The sequence below is a fragment of the Citrobacter sp. Cpo109 genome (genome assembly GCF_030332565.1).
GTDB classification, from domain to species: domain Bacteria; phylum Pseudomonadota; class Gammaproteobacteria; order Enterobacterales; family Enterobacteriaceae; genus Citrobacter; species Citrobacter portucalensis.
Map to the genome: position 1 here is coordinate 23,587 of NZ_JAOWHQ010000066.1, position 21,892 is coordinate 45,478.

Consider the following 21,892-nt stretch of genomic DNA (forward strand, 5'->3'; position numbering starts at 1 on the left):
TTATGGGCCATCCGGCGATAGCAACATCACACCAGGGCTTTGACTATCTCCATCAGCCTGATGACATCTGCAGGCCGGGTATTACCGGTCTGTGGGTCGATAATCGAGCTGTAAACATGCGGCATGACGCGCGGTACTCCCGCCTCCAGACAGGATTGCAGGATAACGCCGAAGTTATCGAGATCGATACCGCCGGTCGGCTCAATCAATGTCATGCCGTTTCGTGCCGCTGTCGTCGCCAGTGCGTACAGCTCAGGCAGTGACTGCTCACCGCCCATTGGGAAGAACTTCGCCGCATGGGCTCCTGAATCCAACATCATACGGACCGCTGCATCGCAGGAAACGCGGGCTGGCGTGCCCTGGCTGCTGCTGACGCCGGTCGAGATCAACACGTCCCCCGGCGTGCCAGTGGGACTGACTAACGCGTTGATATGGGTCTGTTCACCACCCGTTGCCGCCAAGGCGCCTGCCGCAAACCCGCAACCGGTAAAGGTCTGGTTGACGTGTGCTGGATGTACCTGCGAGGCAATCATCGCCGCTTTGTAATACTGCGCCGGGTCACCGGCCCCCAACCCCACAGAAATCGACGGCACGTCGTTCATCCAACGTTTTACTTCCAGAACCCCTTCCTCAACCGAGGAAAACTGCGCAGAAAGAATGCCAATCACCGCGTGGCCTTCGGCAGCATCATAGATTTCCCGCGCATTGGCGATATCCTTCGCCAGCACGTTAATAGCCACTTTATTACGATAAAAATTAATGTGCTGCATGTTCTGCAATCTCCTTTAATCGGGCCACGATCAGCGCCATTTCCCCTTCTGCGACCGTGCGCGGGTCAAGGCTAAAGACACCCTGATGAAGGTTGTAACGGCGAGCATAGATCGCGATATCACCCTCTCGCAGTTGCGCTTCTACGGCGTAGGCATCCATTCCCAGCACCTGCGCATTCACCCGAATTCGAATCCGCCAGATGGCGCGTCCGGCCTCATCCTGCTCGATATCCGCATCCAGTCCGCGAATCTCTGAAATCGCCTGCGCCACGGGGCGGAGCGCTTCAGCAGTGACTACGGTTTGTCCCTGATGGTAGTTTTCCAGGGCATAAACCAACCCAACCATATTCTCTTTGCCGATTTTCATCGCCCGGGCAATGCCGTGGTGCTGCGCTTTACACGCGGCAATCCACTGTTTCTTCCCGGTGATAAATCCGGAGGTCGGCGCGTTAAAAGCTTTTGCCCCGCTGTAGACCACCATATCCGCTCCGCTTGCTACCCAGGCTTGCAAATCTTCCTCGGCGGCGGCATCGACAATCAGCGGCAGGTTGTGAACCTGCGCGACCTGCACAAAATCCGCGATGCTCAACATGCCTTTCTGCACGCAGTGGTGCGATTTCACGTACAGCAGCGCGGCGGTGCTATCGGTAATCGCGCTCTCCAGCTGCCAGCGGGCCGCCAGATTACTTGAGCCAACCTCCACCACCCGCCCGCCGCCCAAACGGATGGCGCTGGTGATGGGCGCACCGTAGTCAACGTTATGCCCGCGCAGCATGACCACTTCATTGGCCATTCCTGCGCTGTCCGGCATCAGCGTGACTCGCGCCTGGTCACCACGGGTAATGGCGGCGGCAACAGCGATAGCAATGCCCGCCGATGCACAGGAGGTGACGTAGCTGTCTTCGGCCCCGGTGTAGCGGGAAACCAGTTCTCCAGTTCTGTCCACCAGCCGATCAATTTCAACAAAGGCTGAAGCAGCCCGTGCGGTGGCCTGCATTACTTCCGGCGCTACGCTGGAAACACCCAGAATCGTCATCTTGCCGCAGGCGTTAATGACCTGTTTTAGCCCCAATTGTTGGTAGATATTCTGTGTCATGGCTTACAGCACTCCCAGCAGCGAACAGACCACGCTGAGCGCGACAATCGACAGTAAAATCGTTGTGTAACGCGGCCCTTTCTTCACCAGATAGAAATAGATGGCGAACACCGCCGCCAGCGGCAACAGGCCGGGTGCAATAGAGTCGAGGATTTGCTGGACCACCACTTCAGAGCCTTTCAGGGCGCTAAGTTTTAACGGCGTGGTGATCTTGACGTAGCTTGCAGAAAGCGCGCCCATCATGATCAAACCCAGCACGTTAGCGCCGTAGATAAGTTCCTTTATTCGCCCTCCCTGCAGCAGGCCAATTATCGAGTCACGCCCCAGCGTATAGCCTTTGTGAACCATGCCATAGCTGATTGCCAGCGTAATAGCAGGATAGAGAATTAACGGTACAATTCCGCCCATCGCGCTGCCATTCGCCGCAAACGGGATGAATATAGCAATTAACAGCGGCATCACGGCGGCCCAGATGATGGAGTCCCCCATCCCGGCCAGTGGTCCCATCAACCCGGTTTTAATCCCGGTAATTGAGGCGTCGCTGATCGGCTCGCCGCGGGTTTTCTGTTCCTCCATCGCAATGGAGATCCCCTGAATCACCGCCCCGAACGTCTGCTCCGAGTTGAAGAAGTTCAAATGGCGTTTCAGCGCTTCAACCTGCTCCTCTTTTTGCGGGTAGAGTTTTTTGATGATCGGCGTCATTGAGGCGCAGAAAATAAGGCTTTGCAAACGCTCATAGGAGCTGGAAACTTCCGCGCCTAGCCAGTAGATAAACCATGCTTTGGTGATGTCTGCTTTGGTCAACGTGCCGCTTTCACGCGCGCGCTCCACCAGTTCATGCTGCATTACGTCGCTGCTCATCATGCTGCTCCTTCATTTTTCGCCAGACCTTTAATGAGGAAGGCCACGCAGGTACCAAAGATTGCCATCGCCATGATGTCTACCTTTAGGTACAGCACCGCAAAGAAACCGCCGATAAACCATGGCAGCAGGCTCTTTTTACCGATCACCATAATGGTGATGGCGAAGCCCAGCGCCGGCAGAATGCCGCCCATAATTTCAAAGGAGTGCGTCAGCCAGTGCGGCATCAGCTTAAGGAAGCTTTCCACAACGTCCTGACCAAAATAGTTGGCGGCGAAGACCACCGGGAAACGCAGTACCAGTCCGAGCAACGCCGGGTAGAGGAACGCACAGCGCATAATGCCCGCCATGTTTGCCGTTTCCGCATGCTTGTCGGCCATATGTACCCACGCTGCGTTTAGCGTGCGGCGCAACTGGTCGAGGAACACGCCGATAACGCCAAAAGGGATCGCCAGTGCGATAGCCAGGTTCGGGTCCATTCCGGCCTTCACGGCGATCGGAATTGAAATGCAGGCAGCCAGCGCCGGATCCGACGGGACGTTGCCGCCTGGCGTGGAGGTCACGCCGAGATAAACCAACTGCATACCTGCACCGATGATCATCGCCGTTTCCATGTTGCCTAACAGCAGACCAACGAATACGGCAATCACCACTGGCTGTAGCAGCATGGCGGAGAAGGTGTAGCCAAGGCGTAATCGGGCAAACCAGTAATACAACCCCATCAGGCTTGCGAAGACTAAAGTATCCATAATTAAGTACCCTGTTATCAAAGAATTAGAATTTTTTCAGGATATCGTCCAGCGACTGCGGCTTATCTTCCGGGATAGTCTGGAAGAACACCTGAATCCCACGATTTTTCAGGTCGCTCAGAATGCCGACGTCTTTTTCATCCAGCGTAATGTTCTGGAATACCGCTTTGCGGTTTGGCCCACCGCCCAGCCCACCGACCTGAATGGTGGTGACATCAAAACCCAACTGGACCGCTTCCTGAACCGCCGCCAGAGAGGGGAACAGCACCAGCACTTTGCCGTCACCAAGCTGGTTTTCTTTCCAGGCAGCCGCAAAACTTTGGTTACCGAAACAATCCACTTTGATGTTCGGCGGCGCGGCCATCAGGTAGATATTTTTCATAAACGGATCGGCATCCAGCTCATCGCTGACCACTGCAATCCGATTTGCCTGAGATTGCCCAACCCATTTGGTCACCACTTGTCCATGAATCAGACGGCTATCGATACGACATAAAACGATGTTTGCCATGATGTTTATTCCTTATTGTGATTGTTGTAATTGACGTACGTGGGCAACAACGTCCAGGCAGCTACTACGCCCGGCCTCGACCAGATCGGCCACGCAGGTGGTCAGTTGGCCATGCTCGCGTTTGTCGAGCGCCTCCAGTAACAAAGAGGCGTTGAGCCCGGAAATCACTGCCACCGGGTAATCGGCGCTCAGCCGTGCCGCCACGTTAGACGTGGTGCCGCCAATAAAATCAGTCAGGATCAGTGAGCCTTCCGGCATAGCTTTCACTACGGCTTCGACGCGCTGATAAAATTCGCCGAGCGTATCAACGGGCATTAGCGGAATTTCCGTCACGCCTTTGATTTCACCCATCACCATGCGCAGGCTGTTGCAAAGCTGTTGCCCCCAGCCGCCATGGGTCAGCAGCAGGATCTGGGGCAAGGATTCAGTGGTAGTCAAAATGGCCTCCTGGCTCGATTACATAGACATAGGTAAACAGAGCAAAGGCTGTGCCAGAATTTGTGTCACGCGGGGGAATTGTGGGTGTTGGCGGGGCGCAAAGCCCCACCAGACAAGGGATTAGCTATACAACAGTTCGTAGATATAAAAATATTCCGCGTCCGATAACCGAATGGCATAGGCCTCTTCGATCGGCAGGAAAGCCGATTTAATGACACTAAACGCACGAATATCCAGATCCGGCTTGTTCTCCAGCGCCATCTGTAACGGTTTGCGGTTAATCACGATACGCTCGACCATACAGCAGCAGTGGATCAGGAAGCGCAGTGTCACCTGGCGGCTCGGTTTCAGCGAAAGCGCAGTGGTCAGATGATTCAACACACCTTCCATCTCTTTCAGAATACGCTGTGGGTTGAGCACCGAAATATGGTTAATGATGCTCTCCATGGTCAACGCGCTGATAAAGCGCATCGCGCTGCGCTCCATCTCCAGTCGGCGTTCGCTGCTGGAGAGATCTGGCGTCAGCAGGCTGAGCACCAGCTCGGGGCCTTGCTCAGAGAACAACTCTTCGAGCGAGATAAACGGAATATCCGGCAGTCCCGGCTGGAAAGTACCCACGATTCCCGCCAGACGTTCACTGGCGTTAATCGCCTGCTGAACACGTTCCAGGCTGCGAACTTCGTTGTAATCGAGGATCACCATCCGCGTATCCTGCGACATCAGTTCGCCGAAGCTCTCTTCCAGCACCTTTTTGATTTTTTCTGCCGTTCCCATCCCGGTGATGCAGGAGATAACCAGCACTTTACCGCTGTTTTCCTGCTGCGGCGTACAGAGCTGACAGGGAATATTTTTGCTCTGCATCAACGCCGCCAGCTGCGGTAAGTCACTGGTTTCGTAGCTTAAATCCAGCCCTATCTCCAGCAGACTGGTGAGCGTGATATTGGGCATCAGCAGAACGTCTATCTGGAATAATTTGCTGATCGTACTGCCAAAATGGACCAGCGAGCCAATATCCACCATCAGGATCAATCGGCGATATTGCCGGGTCTGGATCATCTGCGTCAGGGCCTCCAGCGTGTCATGCACCGACTGCTCGAAAGGCATATCAATAGCGCTGAACACCTCGCGCTCCAGCACGCGATTCACGTACTGCGCCTGGCTTGTGGCGGTCGTCGCGCCGTGGGCAATCAAAATCACCCCGCAGTCAGGACTGGCGTCAATCCGTTGGCGGTAATGGCGGCACTCTTTGAGGAACAGGCACAGCCAGACCACCTCCGTCGCCGGACACTGAATATGCAGCAGTTCATTGATTTTTCGGCATAACAGCGTGGCGTTTTCATATTCATCTTTGCAGCGATCGAGGATCAGGCTGGAAGAATAAAGTTGCGGAATAAGGCCGCGCTGCACGTAGCCAATCAGCGCCAGAAAGTGTTTGCGCAGCGGGTTAACCAGATTTTCCGGCAGCGTAAAACCAAGCACCTGCTCAACGCAACCGATCAGCAGCGTGACCCGCTCTTCAATCTGATCGCCATAGCGCGGGGGATGCGCCACGCTGTCGCGGCTGTAGAGACCATATTCAAAAATCGAGCTGAGCTTGTTTTTGAGGATTGCCAGCGTTTCGGCTGGCGGTACGTTGCTGTTACGCAGGTTGATGTATTCCCGGGTCAGGAAGCTGTAAAAGAGATCGCTCTCTTCAATTTCGGCTCCGGTGGCCAGCGAATTTTTCAGTGCCGGCAACGTGCGGGCATCGATGCTCAGGTGTTCTTTGCCTTCGAACAGCGCCCCAACCAACAGACGTTGTTCAGGCGTGGCGTTAAAGGGGATCTCGGTCAGACGTTTATCCAGCTGTAGCGTATCACTGTGCTCCGTCATCCCCGAGGCCCAGGCCTGGGCGCAGAGAAACTGAATGTCGCTCTTGAGCTGACCAATATTGCCTTCCAGCGGCTTGTTCAGCAGCCAGAGCAGCAGGGTACGGTCGATGCTTATCGTACGCTCGATTTTGCGGCTCTCACGCTGTAAGAAACCAACGATCAGCTCAACCTGCTCTTCCACCGAACGCTGGCGAATGCCGGGGAGATCGATACATACCTGAATACGTCGCTGGAAAGTGCGCAGCAACGCCGAACTTACCGGTTCGGTGGTCGCACATATCAGGCGAACCGAGATTGAACGCGCCACGGCGCTTGAACCCAGCGGCCGGTATTCACCTTTGTCGAGAATAGAGAACAGCTTTTCCTGACCTTCATACGGCAGACGATGCACTTCATCGAGCAGGAGATAGCCGCCATCAGCCTGTTCGACCAGACCGGGTTTATTCTCGTTTGCACCGGTAAACGCTCCCTGTCGATGACCAAACAGGTGCGATGAGAGCAGCTCCGGGTTATGCGCGTATTCCGCGCAGTTGAAATAGACCAGCGGTGGAGGCGTTCCCGCTGCACGTTCGCAGGCGAAACGGTGCATCAGTTCGGCAAAAAAGGTTTTACCCACGCCGGAGGGACCGGTCAGCAGAACATGTAGCCCGTGGGGATACAGCACCGCCGCGCGGCCTTTTTCCACCGCATCGCGCAGGCTGCGATCGTAACCAATCAGGCTGGAAAAGGGATCGTCAGTCGCCTGGTTTTCCTGAACAGGCAACAGGTCGGCAACGGTTTGCACTTCACGCTCGGACTCATCCAGTTTGCGCCCCAGCAGCGTTTCAATCGCCTGACGATGCAGAAAGAATACCGGACGCCCGCGGCTTTTAATCGCCAGGCCGTCGTTCCAGAGCTGATTGAGATCTTTACTGACTGAGTTGCGCGCCAGCCCGAGGTTAAAGCCGATGGCCTCCGCTGTGAACGCGGTTTCCTGCGCCAGATGGGCAAGATTCAGGCCTCGCGTCAGCCGTTCCAGCTCTCCCAGTATTATCTCAATCCGTCTCATCTCTTTACCGCTTAAGAAATAAATGATTGTTCAGAACATACACTATTCTGCTGCTCAAGAAAGTGAGGCGGCATCCAGACCTTCCGGTCATCAAAACGTTTTCGACAAATAATGGCGCGCGGAACCGGTTTCCGGGAAGTTATCGAGGGTCATTTGCAGCTGATAGCCGTTTTTCTGATAAAACGGCAGCGCCTGGAAACTCATGGTATCCACCAGCGCATGCAGGCATCCTCTCTCACGCGCCGTCTGTTCTGCGGCCTGCATCAATTTTGTGCCGTAACCGCCTTTGCGCAGCGAGTCATGCATCCACAGAAAATCAATGCACAGCCATTCGCCTTTGATTTTGCCGATCAGCCCACCCAGAATGTCATTGCGCTCATCGCGCCAGTACACCGCCAGGTCGCCAAAATTGGTGGTTCTAAGAAACTGCCGGTTGTAAGCGCGCAATCCGGCAAGTAGGGCATTTTGATCGTCTTCGGTAATCGTATCTGTAATCTGTATTTGCATCCTATCCTCCTGAAATAACTACAACTTCTGGCTGATTTATTTTTAGACATTAACACAGGGTGATGAGTGAGTCGTATGCCGTCTACACTTACTCTTGAGATGATGCGCATAGACAACAAGGATTATTATCATGAAACGAGTCATTTTTCCGATTATTGCCGTCCTTTTCACGCTACCCGGTCTGGCGCAAGCCGACTCGGCTTATGGCAGTCTGCAGGCTGTACACGAAAAGAATACCGTTATGAAGGATTTACGTAAGATTTGCACCCCGCAAGGGTCACCATCGGATGAGGTGTGGGAAAAAACGATTATGGCTGATACGCGTAATCAGCAGCACATCCGCGAAGCCATTCTGGCAATTCAAAGAAACAATCAAAACAACTACTGGGAAGCGCTTGGCAAAGTTGAATGCCCGGATTTATAGGCATTTGGTTGAGAAATGAGTACTGTAACCGGTTTCTGTATCGCAAAAACACGTATTGTTGCCAGAACGTATAAATAGCAATGGAGCAACAACAATGCGATACCGTTTTCCAGAAAACTTCTGGTGGGGCAGTGCCTGTTCGGCACTGCAAACCGAAGGGGATAGCCTGAACGGCGGCAAAAGCCAGACCACGTGGGACGTGTGGTTCGATCGTCAGCCAGGTCGTTTCCATCAGGGAGTTGGCCCGGCAACTACCTCGACCTTTTATCAGCACTGGAAACAGGACATCGCACTGCTCAAACAGCTGAAGCACAACAGCTTCCGTACGTCTCTGAGCTGGTCGCGCCTGATCCCGGACGGTACCGGCGAGGTTAATCCTGAAGCCGTCGAGTTCTATAACAACGTCATCGACGAGCTGCTGGCACAAGGCATTACGCCATTTATCACCCTGTTCCACTTCGACATGCCGATGGTGATGCAGGAGAAAGGCGGCTGGGAAAACCGTGAAGTGGTCGAGGCGTTTGGCCGCTATGCACAAACGTGTTTTACATTGTTCGGCAACCGGGTTAAGCACTGGTTTACCTTTAACGAGCCCATTGTCCCGGTTGAAGGCGGCTATCTGTATGACTTCCATTACCCTAATGTGGTGGATTTCAAACGTGCAGCTACCGTGGCGTATCACACCATACTGGCGCATTCGACGGCGGTTCGGGCATATCGTGCCGCAAACCATGACGGTGAAATCGGCGTGGTGCTGAATTTAACGCCTTCCTACCCGCGCTCACAAAATCCGGCGGATGTGAAAGCCGCACACTATGCGGATCTGCTGTTTAACCGCAGTTTCCTTGACCCGGTGCTGAAGGGTGAATATCCGGCGGATCTGGTTGAACTGCTGAAAGAGAACGATCAATTACCGGCATGCCAGCCAGGCGACAGCCAGTTAATCGCCGAGGGAAAAATCGACCTGCTCGGCATCAACTACTATCAGCCGCGTCGCGTGAAATGCCGCGATAGCGCCGTCAACCCGGATGCACCGTTTATGCCGGAGTGGCTGTTTGATTATTACGAAATGCCGGGGCGGAAAATGAACCCCTACCGTGGCTGGGAAATTTATGAGCCGGGTATTTACGATATTATTACCAATCTGCGTGATAATTATGGCAACCCGCGCTGTTTTATTTCTGAAAACGGTATGGGTGTCGAGAATGAGCAGCGTTTTATTCAGCAAGAGCAAATCAACGACAGCTACCGTATTGAATTTGTTTCTGAGCATCTTAAATGGCTACATAAAGGCATTAGCGAAGGCTGTAATTGTCTTGGCTACCATATGTGGACCTTTATTGATAACTGGTCATGGCTCAACGGATATAAAAACCGCTACGGTTTTGTTCAGTTAGATTTAGCAACGCAAAAACGCACGGTGAAAAAGAGCGGCGAATGGTTTGCCCAGACCACCGAAAATAATGGTTTTAATTAAAACCAACCAGGATGCCGGATAGCGATCCGGCATACCGTGTTTTAGTTTATTGCATATCTTTTATGCGTACTTTTGCGGCCACCAGAAGCGCCGTCAGCAGCATCAGGCTGCCGGAAATCATCAGAGGTGACAGCAGTCCGAGGGTATCGAGCGCATAGCCTCCCACCGCAGCCCCGCAGGTATTGGCAAGTTGGATCACGGCGACCTGGACGGATCCGGCTTTTTCTGCCTGATCGGCAAGCGAACGGGTGATCCACGTCGACCAGCCGACCGGTACCAGCGCAAACAACAGTCCCCAGATAATCGCAATACCCGCCGCCACCACTTTGTCGCTGCCCCACAGGATCAGGACCAGCGCACTGAGCGCCAGCACCAGTGGCGCACCGGCTAACGCCAGTTTGACCGAACGCTTCAGAATCATCGACGAGAACGACGTACCAACAAAACTGGCAATGCCGAAGCTCAGCAGCACCAGCGTCAAGCCATCAACGTCAAAGCCCGCCAGATTCATATAGATCGGGCGAATATAGGTAAAGAAGGCGAACTGCCCGGCAAAGGACATGAATATGGCAATCATCCCGGCCATCACCCCTGGACGCTGCAACAGGCTGAACATATTTTGTTTCTGATGTGAAGGTTCACCAGGCAGCGAAGGCAACGCTCTCACCACCCAAATCGTGCACAGCACGCCCATTACCGCCGCCGCATTAAACACGTTACGCCAGCCGATAATACCGCCCAAAAAGCTCCCCAGCGGCGCGGCAATTACCAGCGCAATAGAGACCGCGCCAAAAATAACCGACAGCGCTTTCGGCACCGTACGTGCAGGAACCAGACGCATGGTCAGCGACGCCGACATCGCCCAGAAGCCGCCAAGCGCCAGACCGAGGCAGGCGCGGCCAACGAGCAGCAGCGAAAAAGAATTGGCAAAGGAAACCAGCAGACAGGAAAGCGTCAGTAGCACCGAAAACAGGATCACCACATAGCGACGATCGGTCGCCTGAATAATTTGCGTCACAAACAGGCTGGCGAACATGGCGACAAATGCCGTCACGGTCACCGATTGTCCGGCCACGCCTTCAGAAATCCCCAAATCCTGCGCCATCGGCGTTAACAGGCTAACGGGGAGAAATTCAACGGTTATCAGGCAGGCAACGCAGAACGCCACGGCAAATACCGCCGACCAGTTCGGGCGGGAATTTGCCTCAGCGCGGGATTTTTGTTCAACAGCTTCACTCATTTTGTTACCTGCGTGGGGTTATTGTAGAAAAGTTACGCAGTGTAACATTAAATTTGTGACGTATTTAACGTTTTGACAACTATTCACCAGAGATCGGCTGCGCCTTATCCAGCCCAGGACAGAGTGCCCTTTCTGGCTCAATTAAGCGTCACGCGCAGCCCGGGCCAGGCCGGTTATCCACTCCTGATGACCGTTTATCATCGGATTGGGCAGCGTACGTGCCAGTTCTTGTGCCGGAACGCCAATTTGTGATTCCTGGGTCAGAATACGTACGCGCCCGCCGGGTAAATCCTCAAAGAGCCAGGCGTGGATCACATCCAGACGTGTAGTGGCGTCGCCTTCCGCCCAGCCATGCCAGGCAACACGCGCGGCCTGACCGTCAACCGGCGGCACATACTCGGTGATTTGCGCTTCGATGGGGAAACCAAAAGTCGTAAAACGAAAACGGGCATCCATGCTTAACAATGGACCGGAACCGTCGTGAAAACGGATATCCGCCACGTTGCTGTAATACGTCGGCCAGCGCGTTGTGTCATTAAGCTGTGCCCAGACGGCACGGGCGCTCAGTCCGGCAACGATAATTTCATTTGAGGCAAAGTTATCAGTCGTCCCCGGCAGATACGCTGCAGGCCAGATAATTGCACGTTGTTGAGTCGCTTGATTCATGATGTACCTCGTCGTGTGAGTTAACGAGGTACATCATGCTTTCGCGTAAGATATAAAGATAATGACGATTCAAAATAGTCGTCATCATAAATTTTGATATCAGTGCAGCCAGTGCACGCCATCCTCGGGCTGGAAAAAGGCGTTATAGCGCATCTGGAACGCATTAAGCTCCTGCATATCCGGCTCCATCTCGCGCAGAAAACCGAGCGCCAGACGCACCTGCGCGTCGGTAATCGGTGCAGCCAGCCGGGCTTTTTGCAGCCAGCGGTGCCATTGCAACAAGTTCTGCTCACTGCCGTCGACAATAACGATTTGCCAGATCAACAGCACCTGGGCAGCATTTTGTAGATGCGATTCATCAGGACGATGGAGGTACTGTAAAAAAGCCTCACCCTGTACTTTTCCCATCTGATCGATCATCGATTCTACCGGCACGACATCAATGTTCAGCCGCTCGCTCAGACGGCGAATTGCCCGCCGCGACCCGAACGTTAGCACCCGAAATCCCACCACAAAAACAACCACCAGCGTGGCCAGCATTATCCAAATCATGCGCACATCCATTACCAGACAGGACGCCCATCATAGCGGCAAATTCACCTCTGTCGACGACTGAACGTGTCATAATGTGACTTATCGAACTCGCAGGCAGACATCATGAAATCTGATATCAGAACGCTCGATCTCAATCTGTTAAAAACGCTGGATGCCCTGCTGGATGAACGCAGCGTAACCCGGGCGGCGCAGCGGCTGTCGCTCACCCAGCCTGCGGTAAGCGGTATGCTCAACCGCCTGCGCGACTATTTTGACGATCCGCTGTTTAGTCGCACACCGCATGGCATTGTTCCGACGCTGCGTGCCCAACAGTTGGCCGCCCCGGTCAAACAGATCCTCAGCGACATTGATATCCTGCTTAAACCGACACGATTTGACCCGCTCACCGCAGCGCTCACCTTTACCGTCGCCGCTACGGATTACGCGCTCAAAGCGGTTATCGTGCCATTTATTGCCGCGCTTCGCGTGCGCGCACCGGGCATTCGTGTACGAGTGATCCCGGTTGAGCCAGTGCTGCTCACCACACAGTTTGAGCAGGGGAAAATCGACCTGGCGTTGCTGACGCCGGATTCCACGCCCGACAACCTGCATAGCCGGGCGTTATATGATGAAGAGTACGTTTGTCTCATGCGTCATGCGCATCCTGATGCGGGGCAACCGCTGACGCTCGATCGCTTCTGCGCGCTGGAGCATGTGCTGGTTTCTTATGAGGGTGAAAGTTTCTGGGGCGTCACCGATGAGGCACTGGCAAGCGTCGGACGCCAACGGCAGATTGGTTTGTCGGTTAGCAGCTTCCTGGTATTGCCGGACATCCTCGCTATCAGCGATATGATTGCCGTTGTTCCTGCCCGTCTGGCGTATGACGACCCCCGTATGCACGTTTTACCGCCCCCGCTGCCCATAACCGGTTTTACAAAAAGCATGGCCTGGCATGAACGCACGCACCGCGATGCCGCTCATCAGTGGCTGCGCAATCTGGTACATGAAACCAGCCAGTTGAGAGCATAAAAAAGCCCGCCATTAAGGCGGGCAAAAGTTACCAATGCACACTTAACTTAAGCTACTTTCAATTGTTGAATCTTTTTCTCGCGGCGAATTTTACGTTCTTCAAACACGGCCACGATGGCCATCAGACAGATACAACCGATGGCGGCAGCATCCAGCGCGGCGAAAGTGCCCGCCCAGCCGGTCAGCCCGAAAATCGGCGTGCCGTCGGCAATCATCCCCAGACCGAGCTTGGCGAAGCTGTCACCAATCAGATAAGCGAAAGTGCCTTTAATCCCATCGGCTGCGCCGATCGCTTTTTTCGGCACAAATCCGACTGCCGCAACGCCGATTAACAGCTGTGGACCAAACACCAGGAAGCCCAGCGCAAACAGCGAAGCCAGATAAACGTACTGGTTGCTGGCGTGCTGATAAATGCCCAGGGTGGCGATAATCAACGCCAGCGCTACACAGGCCACCAGCGCACGACGACCGTTTGCCAGGTCGGAGAGCCAACCCCACATCAGCGTGCCAACCAGGGCGCCCACTTCAAACAGGGTAAAGCCCTGAATCGCCACTTCTTTGGAGAGCTTCAGCTCCTGGAAGGCGTAGACTGTGGACCACTGGTCGATACCGATACGCACTACGTACAGGAAGATGTTCGAGAAACATAACAGCCAGATCACTTTGTTTTTCAGCACGTACTCAACAAAGATCTGCCATTTGGTCATCTCGTTTTCTTCGGTTTCTTTGTCTTCTTCGCTGATCTCCTCACCGAACAGCTCTTCGGCTTTACCGAGGCCATAAGATTCCGGGGAGTCGCTGCCGTAGCGCAGGCCGATAAAGCCAACAATCAGAGCAATAATCGACGGGAAGATAAACATACCGATGACGTGACCGTCGAACAGATAGTTAGCGCCAAACAGCGCCACGCCCGCTGCACCCGCACCGCCGAGGTTGTGGGAGATATTCCACATACCGAGGTAAGAACCCCGCTTGCGACGCGGCGTCCATTTAGTAATGGTGGAATAGCTACATGAGCCGCCAGTACTCTGGAAGAAACCGCTCAGAGCGTAGAAAGCGATCATCAAAAACAGGCTGGTTGAACCCGCGCCCATGCTGGCGCTGAAGCCAAGCATACAGATGGCGGAGAGGATCAGCATAAACGGCAGGAACTGCTTGGTGTTTTTGCCATCCGCGTAGTAGGAAACCAGAGTTTTACCCACGCCGTAGGTGATGGAGAAGCCCAGGCCAATCATCCCCAGCTGCGTCATGCTCAGCCCGTAGGTGGAGATCATGTCGTTCTGCGCGATGTTGAAGTTTTTGCGGATCAGGTACATGGTCAGGTAGCCGATAAAGACCACCAGATAGGACTGCATGAATGGTTTGAACCACATTTTGCGCCGCACATCGAGCGGCAGATCCAGGGTCGGCTTGCGCACCTGGTTTAGAAAGGCCAGCATTTGACACTCCCGAGCTAATTTTTATACCTGCGAATGGCAGGCATTGTAAAAATCAGCCGGAAGACGCGCCTGAGACAGCGTCCAGGTGAAACCGGGAAAATTTCTTAGTTTTGCTTCACTCGGGGCAAAAAGGTGAGGTACATCACGCTTCGTTGAGTTCGCGCGGAGCCTGGGCGTTTAAAAACGGCAGCAGCAGCAGCGCGGAAATTCCCGCCGCAATAGCGATCACCACAAAGAATCCGGTCCAGTGCCAGACCTCCATCACCTTCGCCAGCGGCCAGCCGGAGAGCGATGCCCCCAGATAAGCAAACAGCCCGACAAATCCGGTTGCCGCGCCCGCCGCCTCTTTGTGCGAACACTCCGCCGCCGCCATGCCGATCAGCATCTGCGGGCCGAAGACGAAGAATCCGGTGGTGAAGAAGCACGCGGCCTGCATCACATAGCTGGCGAACGGCATCAGCCACAGCGAGCCAACGGAGAGCAAAATTCCGGCGGCGAAAATCAGGTTCATTGGACCGCGGTTGCCGTTAAACAGCTTGTCCGAACCCCAACCCGCCACCAGCGCGCCAACAAATCCGCCCAGCTCAAACATTGTCACGGCGGTATTGGCGGTCACCAGATCCACGCCGAGCGTCTCCGACATGTACAGATTGCCCCAGTCGTTAATCGCGGCACGGACCACGTACACCAGCACATAACACAGTGACAGCAGCCAGATATAAGGATTCAGTAGCACATAACGGGTGAGGATCTCTTTGCGGCTCAGCCCAGCACCTTCCTGCTGTTGGGCAATTTCCAGTTCGTCATGCCGCCAGTCGCCAATCGGCGGCAGACCAATCGCCTGCGGCCTGTCTCGCAGCCGCCAGCAGAGAAAAATCCCCACCACAATCGCCAGCAGCCCAGCGATCATCATCCCGGCGCGCCAGCCGTAGTGCAGCGCTGTTGCCGCCATCACGATAGGGATCAGCGCCCCGCCGACGTTGTGCGCGGTGTTCCATAGCGCCCACCAGCCGCCGCGCTCGGTACGCGAATACCACGCGGTCAATAAACGCGCGCAGACCGGCGATCCCCAGCCCTGGAAAAAGGCGTTCAGCGCCCACAGCACCGCAAAGGCCCATAGCGAGGTGGAAAATCCAAACAGAATGTTTACCACGCCGGTGGCAATCAGTCCGATGCCCATAAAATAGCGAGCGTTGGATCGGTCGCTGACGATACCGGAAACAAACTTCGACAGGCCGTAGGTAATGTAAAACAGCGTCGCCAGCAGCCCAATGTCGCTGCGGGTCAGTACACCGCTGGTCAGAATATCCGGCACCGCAGCGTTGAAGCTTTTGCGTGTGAAATAGAACAGCGCGTAGCCGAGCCAGATGGTGGTCAGGATATGCCGCCGCCAGTAGCGGTAGCGGGCATCCACTTCGCGCTTATCAGTAATGAGCGGCGCACTGGCCGGAGCTTTTAAAAACGAAAACATGACCGCGCCTTACACATATCGCTGGGGTAACGACACGTTGACCCGCGTGCCGTGCGTACAGGAAATCGAGAGCGACCCACCGAGGGCGCTAATCCGTTCACGCATCCCCGTAAGGCCAAATCCCTGTTGATTCGACCCCGGCGGCAGGCCGCTGCCGTCGTCCTCAATCACCAGCATTAGCCGTTCATCATGTTGCCAGCCCTGAAGCGTCACCGCGCTGGCGTTGGCGTGCTTAACGATGTTGTTCAGCCCTTCCTGACAGACGCGAAACAGCGTCACCCGCTGGCTTTCGCTAAGTGCAGATTCATCAATTCGCCAGTCGAGATGGCTGACGATGCCACGGCTTTCCAGCTCCATTTCGCGCATCAGTGAGCGGATGGCCTGCTCCAGCGTGAGATCGTCCAGTTGACGTGGTCGCAGGCGGCCTAACAAGCGACGCACCGAATCGTACACGCCGAGAGAAAGTTGTTCGATGTGCGCCCCGCTGCGCTTCACCCCTGCGTTTTCCGGCGCCAGCCGCTGGACAATGCCCGCCTGAGTGCGAATGGCGGTGATGGTCTGGCCGATATCATCGTGCAGTTCGCGCGCCACATCACGGCGCACGCTCTCCTCGGTCTCCAGCAGGCGTTCCGCCAGACGATGGTTGCGTGCTAATTCATTTTGCAGCGACTGGTTAAGTTCGCGCAGACGCTGAATACCCGCGCCGAGCAGCAGCCCGGTCAGGCTTTGCACCAGCAGCGAGAGCAACAGATCGACGGGATGATCGTGCCAGGTCTGGCTGGCAATCAGCGCGATGGCGTTCATCAGCGTCGCAATCAGTGCCCCCTGCCAGCCGTAGTGCCAGGCCAGCGCAATGATCGGCAACGCGAGGCAAAACGGCGTGAAGCGCGAAAGCTCGGCGGGTAACCCGAGCTGTAGCCACAGGCTGACGCTAAACAGCAGCAGGTACCAGACCAGATGCCGCCCGCGCCAGTTCACCGGCTGCGACACCACCGCCGGGCCCAGCGGCAGCCAGGTCGTGCTGGTCAGATAGTGCCAGAACACCAGGCAGATCGGCGCCAGCGTTAATCCGCCGGTGAGCGTCAGCAGCAGCGCGTTCCACGCCTCTTCGCCTTGCCCAAGCCAGGGCAGCGATTGCAGCAACGCCGCCGCCGTAAGCGCCGCGCCCTGCAACAGCAGCGTGCGCCAGTCGCGCTGATGGCGGTATCGCGAAATCAACATCACCGGGAGTAACGTGAGGAAGCTGCCGATCATCAAAAGTGGTAAATGGGCCAGCGCCACTTCCTGCGCCAGCCAGAAAAGAAGCAGCCATTCCGCGCCCAGCAGCACCGGCCAGTAGCCGCGCGGACATTGCAGCATCAACCCCAGACGCAGACCAAACGGAAACAGCAGTACCGCCAGCTCCGGGCGCTCAACCAGATGCAGGCTGATGCTCCACAGGCAAAACCACGCGGCAGAGAAGATAAAGAAGCAGGCAACAACGGTGATTAACCGGGAACAGAGCGTGTTCATTGCCAGCCGTCAAACATCCGGCGGGCCAGTTCGACGTCGTTGCTGACCCCCAGCTTTTCCATCAGGTTGGCGCGATGCACGTGCACCGTTTTCGGCGACAGACCCAGTTCAGCGGCAATCTCTTTGACCGCCATACCTTGCGCCAGTTTTTCCGCCACCTGACGTTCGCGTTTGGTGAGCGGATCCTGACGACCGGCCGCCAGTTTGACGGCGATGTCCGGCGTCAGGTAACAGCCGCCGGTCGCTACGGTATGCACCGCCGCGATCAGCTCATCCGGGCTACAACGTTTAGAAAGGAAACCACGCGCGCCCGCGTTGAGCGCCTGCTCCACCAGTGCCGGGCTGTCGTGGACAGAGAGCATGATAATCGCCATTCCTTTTGGCAACTGGCCTAACAGTTCAAGACCGGAGATATCAGGCATAGAGATGTCGCAGATACACACCTGCACGCCGCGTCCCGGTAATCCCGCCAGCGCCTCACTGCCTGAGCCAAACTCAGCGACCACCTGCAAATCAGGTTCCAGCCCCAGCAGTTGGGCAAAGCCGGAGCGGACGATGAGGTGGTCGTCAATAAGGGCAACGGTAATCATGGGTTCATCCTGGCGCTAAGGCATGCCTGATGGCGCTACGCTTATCAGGCCTACGGGCGGGTGCCGTTGTAGGCCGGATAAGGCATTAATGCCGCCACCCAGCAAAAGCGCTTACCTTAACGATAAGTGCTTTGGTGTTCAAGCCTTGAGCGATCAGGCTATGCCAGTTGTGACTGTAAATGTCCGGGTGTGCTGCGGTTCTATTTCAATCAAGGTGCCATTGCGTTGTGCTGCCAGGAATCCTTCAGGTCGACAGGTTGCAGGCAAGGCGAATGCCGCAACCTGCTGATCGCCGTTGTAGAGGATCCAACGCGTCACATAATTCAGCTCCGTGCTGGAGAAACGCGTAACGAATGTGGTGCCATCAGGCGCGATCATGCTAAATTCTGGCTTATCGGTGTACCTGTCCAATTGGTCAGCAAAGAAGACAATTTCCGGATCGTAAAAATGGGGTTCATTGAGCCGCGCCAGAGAAGCCTCGCCCTGTACAATCCGCTGATTAAACGCCAGCCACTGCTCAGTCGGTTTAACATGCGCGGGTATCGACTCACGCAGCTTCATGGCCTCATCCGGAATATTCTGGCTGAAGGTGGCTTCCGGTACGTAGGCATAGTTCATATGGCACATGTACTGCAACGGCATTGCCACTGAGGCAAGGTTGGTAACCGCCATCTGAATATCAAACAGCGCGCTCGCTTTGTGCATTACCACCGCAGGATGTGCCTGATAATGATGACCGAACCCCATCACATACTCATAGCGTCCGCCCACGCGCAAATTCTCACCCTCCAGCTCCAGCCAGGCTTCATCCATCGCGGCACAAGCCATTTCACCGTGCAAAGGATGTGAATCCTCTGGTGATGGGCAGCCATTTGCCAACAGACCTGAGTGGAAGGCAAAACAGCCGTAGGTCGCCACCACTTCCGCCGCCGGTTTCGGCTGACTGAACATGTTACGCATGGTCAGGTCATGGCCATCAAACTGAGCATCCCAGATCATCTGCCCCATCCAGGGCAGAATAACCAGATGTCCACGACTGTTTTCTACCTTCAGCCCTTCCACTCCACTGGCGTAACGAAATGCGGTAACCGTGAAGTCGCTATTCTTCAGTAAGATTCGCGGATGCTCTGCAAAGAGTTCCCGCCACAGCGTTATACGTGTTGTCATGCTCACTCTCCTCAGGAAACTGTCGCTTCAGCCAGGTTGTTGCGCACTTTGCTTTCACGCCAGAAGTAGATACCGACGTACACGAAGCACAGCATGGAGACCAGGAACGAAAGTTGCAATGAATGGAACATATCGGCCACATAGCCCTGAATCGCCGGAACCACCGCCGCACCGACAATCGCCATGACAATGACGGCACCTGCCATTTCGGTATGCTCGTTATCCACGGTATCAAGCGTACCCGCATAGATTGTCGCCCAGCAGGGTCCAAACAGGACACTCACCAGCACTGCGACATACACAGCGCTGAAGCTTGGCGCCAGTGCAACATAGACGAGGAACAGCGCACCAATAATGGAATAGAGAATCAGCACTTTTTCCGGATTGAAGCGCGTCATCAAAATGTTGGCGATAAACTTGCCGATAAAGAAGCAGGCGAAGCTATAGACCATGAAGGTTGAGGCGTCGCGCTCGTTGATATCACCTAATTCCAGTGCCAGACGGATGGTGAATGACCACACCGCGACCTGCATCCCCACATAAAGAAATTGCGCCACAATTCCACGACGGAAACGGGCATTGCTGGCCAGATAACGCAGTGTATCCATCGCTGACGGGCGTTTATGACTCGTGGTTTGCGCGACTTTACATGTAGGGAAGCGAGTCAGGAGGAATAACACCATCACAACAACCAGTACCATAATCATGTACTTGTATGGCTCAAGGGTATTTTCCAGCATCAACACTTTAAAGTTATGGATCTGCTCAGCGTTCATCCCGGCCATCTGTTTTTCCAGGCTTTCGCCCTCAGAGAAGACCAGATATTTACCTAGCAGAATGCCAGCAGCCGCACCAATAGGATAAAAAGTCTGACTGATGTTCAGGCGTAAAGTGGCATACGCTTTTGGGCCGATCATTGAGCTGTAGGTGTTGGCTGCTGTTTCCAGGAAGCTCAGACCAATCGCAATCGCGAAAATCGCCGCAAGGAACATGGTGTAGGTGGCCATGTGCGATGCCGGGAAGAAGAGCGTACACCCAACGATATAAAGGGTCAGCCCCATTAAGATGGCGACTTTATAACTGGTCTTTTTAATCACCAGAGATGCTGGAATCGCAATTAAAAAATAACCGCCATAAAAGGCACTCTGAACTAATGCCGAGGCAAAGTTGCTGAGTGAAAATACGCTTTTGAATTGCGTAATCAGAATATCATTTAATGCGGCTGCGCATCCCCATAACGGGAATAAACAGGATAACAAAATAAACTGGAACAGAGGGGTCTTATTCAAATAGCCGTCAGGCATCTGAATGATGTTTTTATCGTTCATAGTGCTACCTTTTACAGTGCAGGAGTATTATTCGTTTAAGGTAAGAAACTCATTAAATTGTTCGATGCTTGGATAAGATGATTGAGTGCCTTTCCCGGTAACGCTGAAAGCAGCGAAGAGAGCGGCTTTTTTCATGGCGGCTTCCACATCACCGCTTTGAACGTAATAGTGAGCAAAACAACCGATGAAAGCGTCGCCTGCGCCACTGGTATCGACAGCGTTCACTTTAAACGCTGGAACATGGACTTCCTGGTCACGCGTCATCCACAGCGCACCTTTCTCACCCATGGTGACGATAATATTGTTCAGACCTTTATCAACCAGAGAACGTGCCGCTGCGCGAATATGGTCATAAGTATCCACTGGCATACCGGTTAATATTTCCAACTCGGTTTCATTCGGCACAAAAAAATCACATTTACAGGCATAAGACATATCTAATTCCCGTAATGCAGGGGCGGGATTTAGTAACACTTCAATACCGTGTTTTTTGCCAAATTCAATCGCGTGATAAACGGTTTCCAGCTGCACTTCCAGTTGCAGGACAATAAGCTGACATTTTTTCAGATCTTCCGCCGCACGATTGATATCTTCCGGGGAGAGAAATTTGTTCGCTCCTTTAATAATCAGAATACTGTTGCTGGAGTTCGCATTAACAAAGATCGGTGCGACACCGCTGCTGGTGCAGGGTACCTTTTCGACATAGGTGGTATTAATTCCCCAGGATTCAAGATTGCGAATAGTGTTATCCGCAAAAATATCATCACCGACTTTTGTCAGCATCAGCACTTTAGAATTGAGCTTAGCGGCCGCAACGGCCTGATTTGCGCCTTTGCCCCCGCAGCCAATTTTGAACGCCGGTGCTTCCAGCGTTTCCCCTTCTTTGGGCATCTGGTTGATGTAGGTGATGAGATCCACCATGTTGGAGCCAATAACCGCGATATCCATTTTACTACCTCTCAGAAACAATCACACAACAATGATATTAAAATAACATTATCATGTTACTTTCGTATCATTTGTGACTAGGATCGCGATTGGAAGATCATTTTGTTGTTTATTTATTGCGCTAAATGTTGCATCCACATCACACTACAAATGATGAAGTTGCTTACAATTGACTGAAAGTTAACTGGATATAATCAATAAAACGTGAAAAAACAC

The 21,892-nt window shown here is 54.2% G+C and carries 21 protein-coding genes; 3 read left to right on the forward strand and 18 right to left on the reverse strand.

The annotated features are described in order from the left end of the window. Positions 1 to 26: 26 nt before the first annotated feature. The 8 genes from dagF to OGY71_RS16290 form a co-directional block, all read right to left on the reverse strand. Positions 27 to 770 carry a 2-dehydro-3-deoxy-phosphogluconate aldolase gene (dagF, locus tag OGY71_RS16255; protein WP_003827160.1) on the reverse strand — a complete coding sequence of 248 codons (744 nt, stop codon included), beginning with the start codon at positions 768 to 770 and terminating at the stop codon, positions 27 to 29. Then, positions 757 to 1,866, reverse strand: coding sequence for a D-glucosaminate-6-phosphate ammonia lyase (dgaE, locus tag OGY71_RS16260; protein ID WP_164562346.1), 1,110 nt, complete (start codon positions 1,864 to 1,866; stop codon positions 757 to 759). Before dgaE ends, dagF begins: the two co-directional genes overlap by 14 nt. Positions 1,867 to 1,869: 3 nt before the next feature. Further along, a complete protein-coding gene (locus OGY71_RS16265; protein ID WP_005121522.1) occupies positions 1,870 to 2,730 on the reverse strand; it encodes a PTS system mannose/fructose/sorbose family transporter subunit IID in 861 nt (286 codons plus the stop codon). After that, a complete protein-coding gene (locus OGY71_RS16270) occupies positions 2,727 to 3,476 on the reverse strand; it encodes a PTS mannose/fructose/sorbose/N-acetylgalactosamine transporter subunit IIC (protein ID WP_003023960.1) in 750 nt (249 codons plus the stop codon). Before OGY71_RS16270 ends, OGY71_RS16265 begins: the two co-directional genes overlap by 4 nt. Positions 3,477 to 3,501: 25 nt before the next feature. Beyond that, the gene (locus tag OGY71_RS16275; protein WP_003023959.1) at positions 3,502 to 3,987 is read right to left on the reverse strand and encodes a PTS sugar transporter subunit IIB; all 486 of its coding nucleotides are present in this window, start codon (positions 3,985 to 3,987) and stop codon (positions 3,502 to 3,504) included. A 12-nt stretch (positions 3,988 to 3,999) separates the two neighbouring features. Then, positions 4,000 to 4,425 (reverse strand): PTS sugar transporter subunit IIA, encoded by a 426-nt coding sequence (locus OGY71_RS16280; RefSeq protein WP_003827155.1) that lies wholly within the window; start codon positions 4,423 to 4,425, stop codon positions 4,000 to 4,002. A gap of 120 nt (positions 4,426 to 4,545) precedes the next feature. Next, entirely contained in the window at positions 4,546 to 7,344 is a 2,799-nt protein-coding gene (gene dagR, locus OGY71_RS16285; protein ID WP_003827153.1) for a transcriptional regulator DagR, read from the reverse strand. Between the two features lie 90 nt (positions 7,345 to 7,434). Beyond that, complete coding sequence (locus tag OGY71_RS16290; protein WP_003827152.1) at positions 7,435 to 7,851, reverse strand: GNAT family N-acetyltransferase; 417 nt, start codon at positions 7,849 to 7,851, stop codon at positions 7,435 to 7,437. Positions 7,852 to 7,981: 130 nt separating this feature from the next. Between OGY71_RS16290 and OGY71_RS16295 the strand changes: the two genes are divergently transcribed. Together OGY71_RS16295 and gmuD are read left to right on the forward strand one after the other, a co-directional pair. Then, positions 7,982 to 8,275 (forward strand): YicS family protein, encoded by a 294-nt coding sequence (locus OGY71_RS16295; RefSeq protein ID WP_003827149.1) that lies wholly within the window; start codon positions 7,982 to 7,984, stop codon positions 8,273 to 8,275. Positions 8,276 to 8,369: 94 nt separating this feature from the next. Further along, positions 8,370 to 9,752, forward strand: coding sequence for a 6-phospho-beta-glucosidase GmuD (gene gmuD / locus OGY71_RS16300; RefSeq protein WP_003827147.1), 1,383 nt, complete (start codon positions 8,370 to 8,372; stop codon positions 9,750 to 9,752). A 46-nt stretch (positions 9,753 to 9,798) separates the two neighbouring features. Here gmuD and nepI read toward each other — a convergent pair whose 3' ends face one another. The 3 genes from nepI to OGY71_RS16315 form a co-directional block, all read right to left on the reverse strand. Beyond that, positions 9,799 to 10,992, reverse strand: coding sequence for a purine ribonucleoside efflux pump NepI (nepI, locus tag OGY71_RS16305; protein WP_003827145.1), 1,194 nt, complete (start codon positions 10,990 to 10,992; stop codon positions 9,799 to 9,801). Positions 10,993 to 11,133: 141 nt separating this feature from the next. Next, complete coding sequence (locus OGY71_RS16310) at positions 11,134 to 11,658, reverse strand: SRPBCC domain-containing protein (RefSeq protein ID WP_003827143.1); 525 nt, start codon at positions 11,656 to 11,658, stop codon at positions 11,134 to 11,136. Positions 11,659 to 11,757: 99 nt separating this feature from the next. Further along, the gene (locus tag OGY71_RS16315) at positions 11,758 to 12,210 is read right to left on the reverse strand and encodes a DUF1198 family protein (protein ID WP_286613472.1); all 453 of its coding nucleotides are present in this window, start codon (positions 12,208 to 12,210) and stop codon (positions 11,758 to 11,760) included. A gap of 105 nt (positions 12,211 to 12,315) precedes the next feature. On the opposite strand from OGY71_RS16315, the gene OGY71_RS16320 reads away from it, so the two are divergent. Then, positions 12,316 to 13,221, forward strand: a complete 906-nt coding sequence (locus tag OGY71_RS16320) for a LysR family transcriptional regulator (RefSeq protein ID WP_149335686.1) — start codon at positions 12,316 to 12,318, stop codon at positions 13,219 to 13,221. A gap of 47 nt (positions 13,222 to 13,268) precedes the next feature. Here the strand turns inward: OGY71_RS16320 and uhpT are convergent, their stop codons facing one another. From uhpT to rbsK, 7 genes are all read right to left on the reverse strand, one after another. Beyond that, positions 13,269 to 14,660, reverse strand: coding sequence for a hexose-6-phosphate:phosphate antiporter UhpT (uhpT, locus tag OGY71_RS16325; RefSeq protein WP_003827137.1), 1,392 nt, complete (start codon positions 14,658 to 14,660; stop codon positions 13,269 to 13,271). A 142-nt stretch (positions 14,661 to 14,802) separates the two neighbouring features. Further along, positions 14,803 to 16,131 (reverse strand): MFS transporter, encoded by a 1,329-nt coding sequence (locus OGY71_RS16330; RefSeq protein ID WP_003827135.1) that lies wholly within the window; start codon positions 16,129 to 16,131, stop codon positions 14,803 to 14,805. Positions 16,132 to 16,140: 9 nt separating this feature from the next. After that, positions 16,141 to 17,643 (reverse strand): signal transduction histidine-protein kinase/phosphatase UhpB, encoded by a 1,503-nt coding sequence (uhpB, locus tag OGY71_RS16335; RefSeq protein WP_063941188.1) that lies wholly within the window; start codon positions 17,641 to 17,643, stop codon positions 16,141 to 16,143. After that, positions 17,640 to 18,233: a response regulator transcription factor UhpA gene (gene uhpA, locus OGY71_RS16340; protein ID WP_126317196.1), complete on the reverse strand. Its 594-nt coding sequence runs from the start codon at positions 18,231 to 18,233 to the stop codon at positions 17,640 to 17,642. The genes uhpB and uhpA overlap by 4 nt, the downstream gene beginning before the upstream one ends. Positions 18,234 to 18,386: 153 nt before the next feature. Continuing rightward, entirely contained in the window at positions 18,387 to 19,400 is a 1,014-nt protein-coding gene (locus tag OGY71_RS16345; protein ID WP_149384356.1) for an aldose 1-epimerase family protein, read from the reverse strand. Positions 19,401 to 19,411: 11 nt separating this feature from the next. Then, positions 19,412 to 20,728: an L-fucose:H+ symporter permease gene (gene fucP, locus OGY71_RS16350; protein WP_003827126.1), complete on the reverse strand. Its 1,317-nt coding sequence runs from the start codon at positions 20,726 to 20,728 to the stop codon at positions 19,412 to 19,414. A gap of 27 nt (positions 20,729 to 20,755) precedes the next feature. Continuing rightward, positions 20,756 to 21,676, reverse strand: coding sequence for a ribokinase (rbsK, locus tag OGY71_RS16355; protein ID WP_149335688.1), 921 nt, complete (start codon positions 21,674 to 21,676; stop codon positions 20,756 to 20,758). Positions 21,677 to 21,892: the final 216 nt, after the last annotated feature.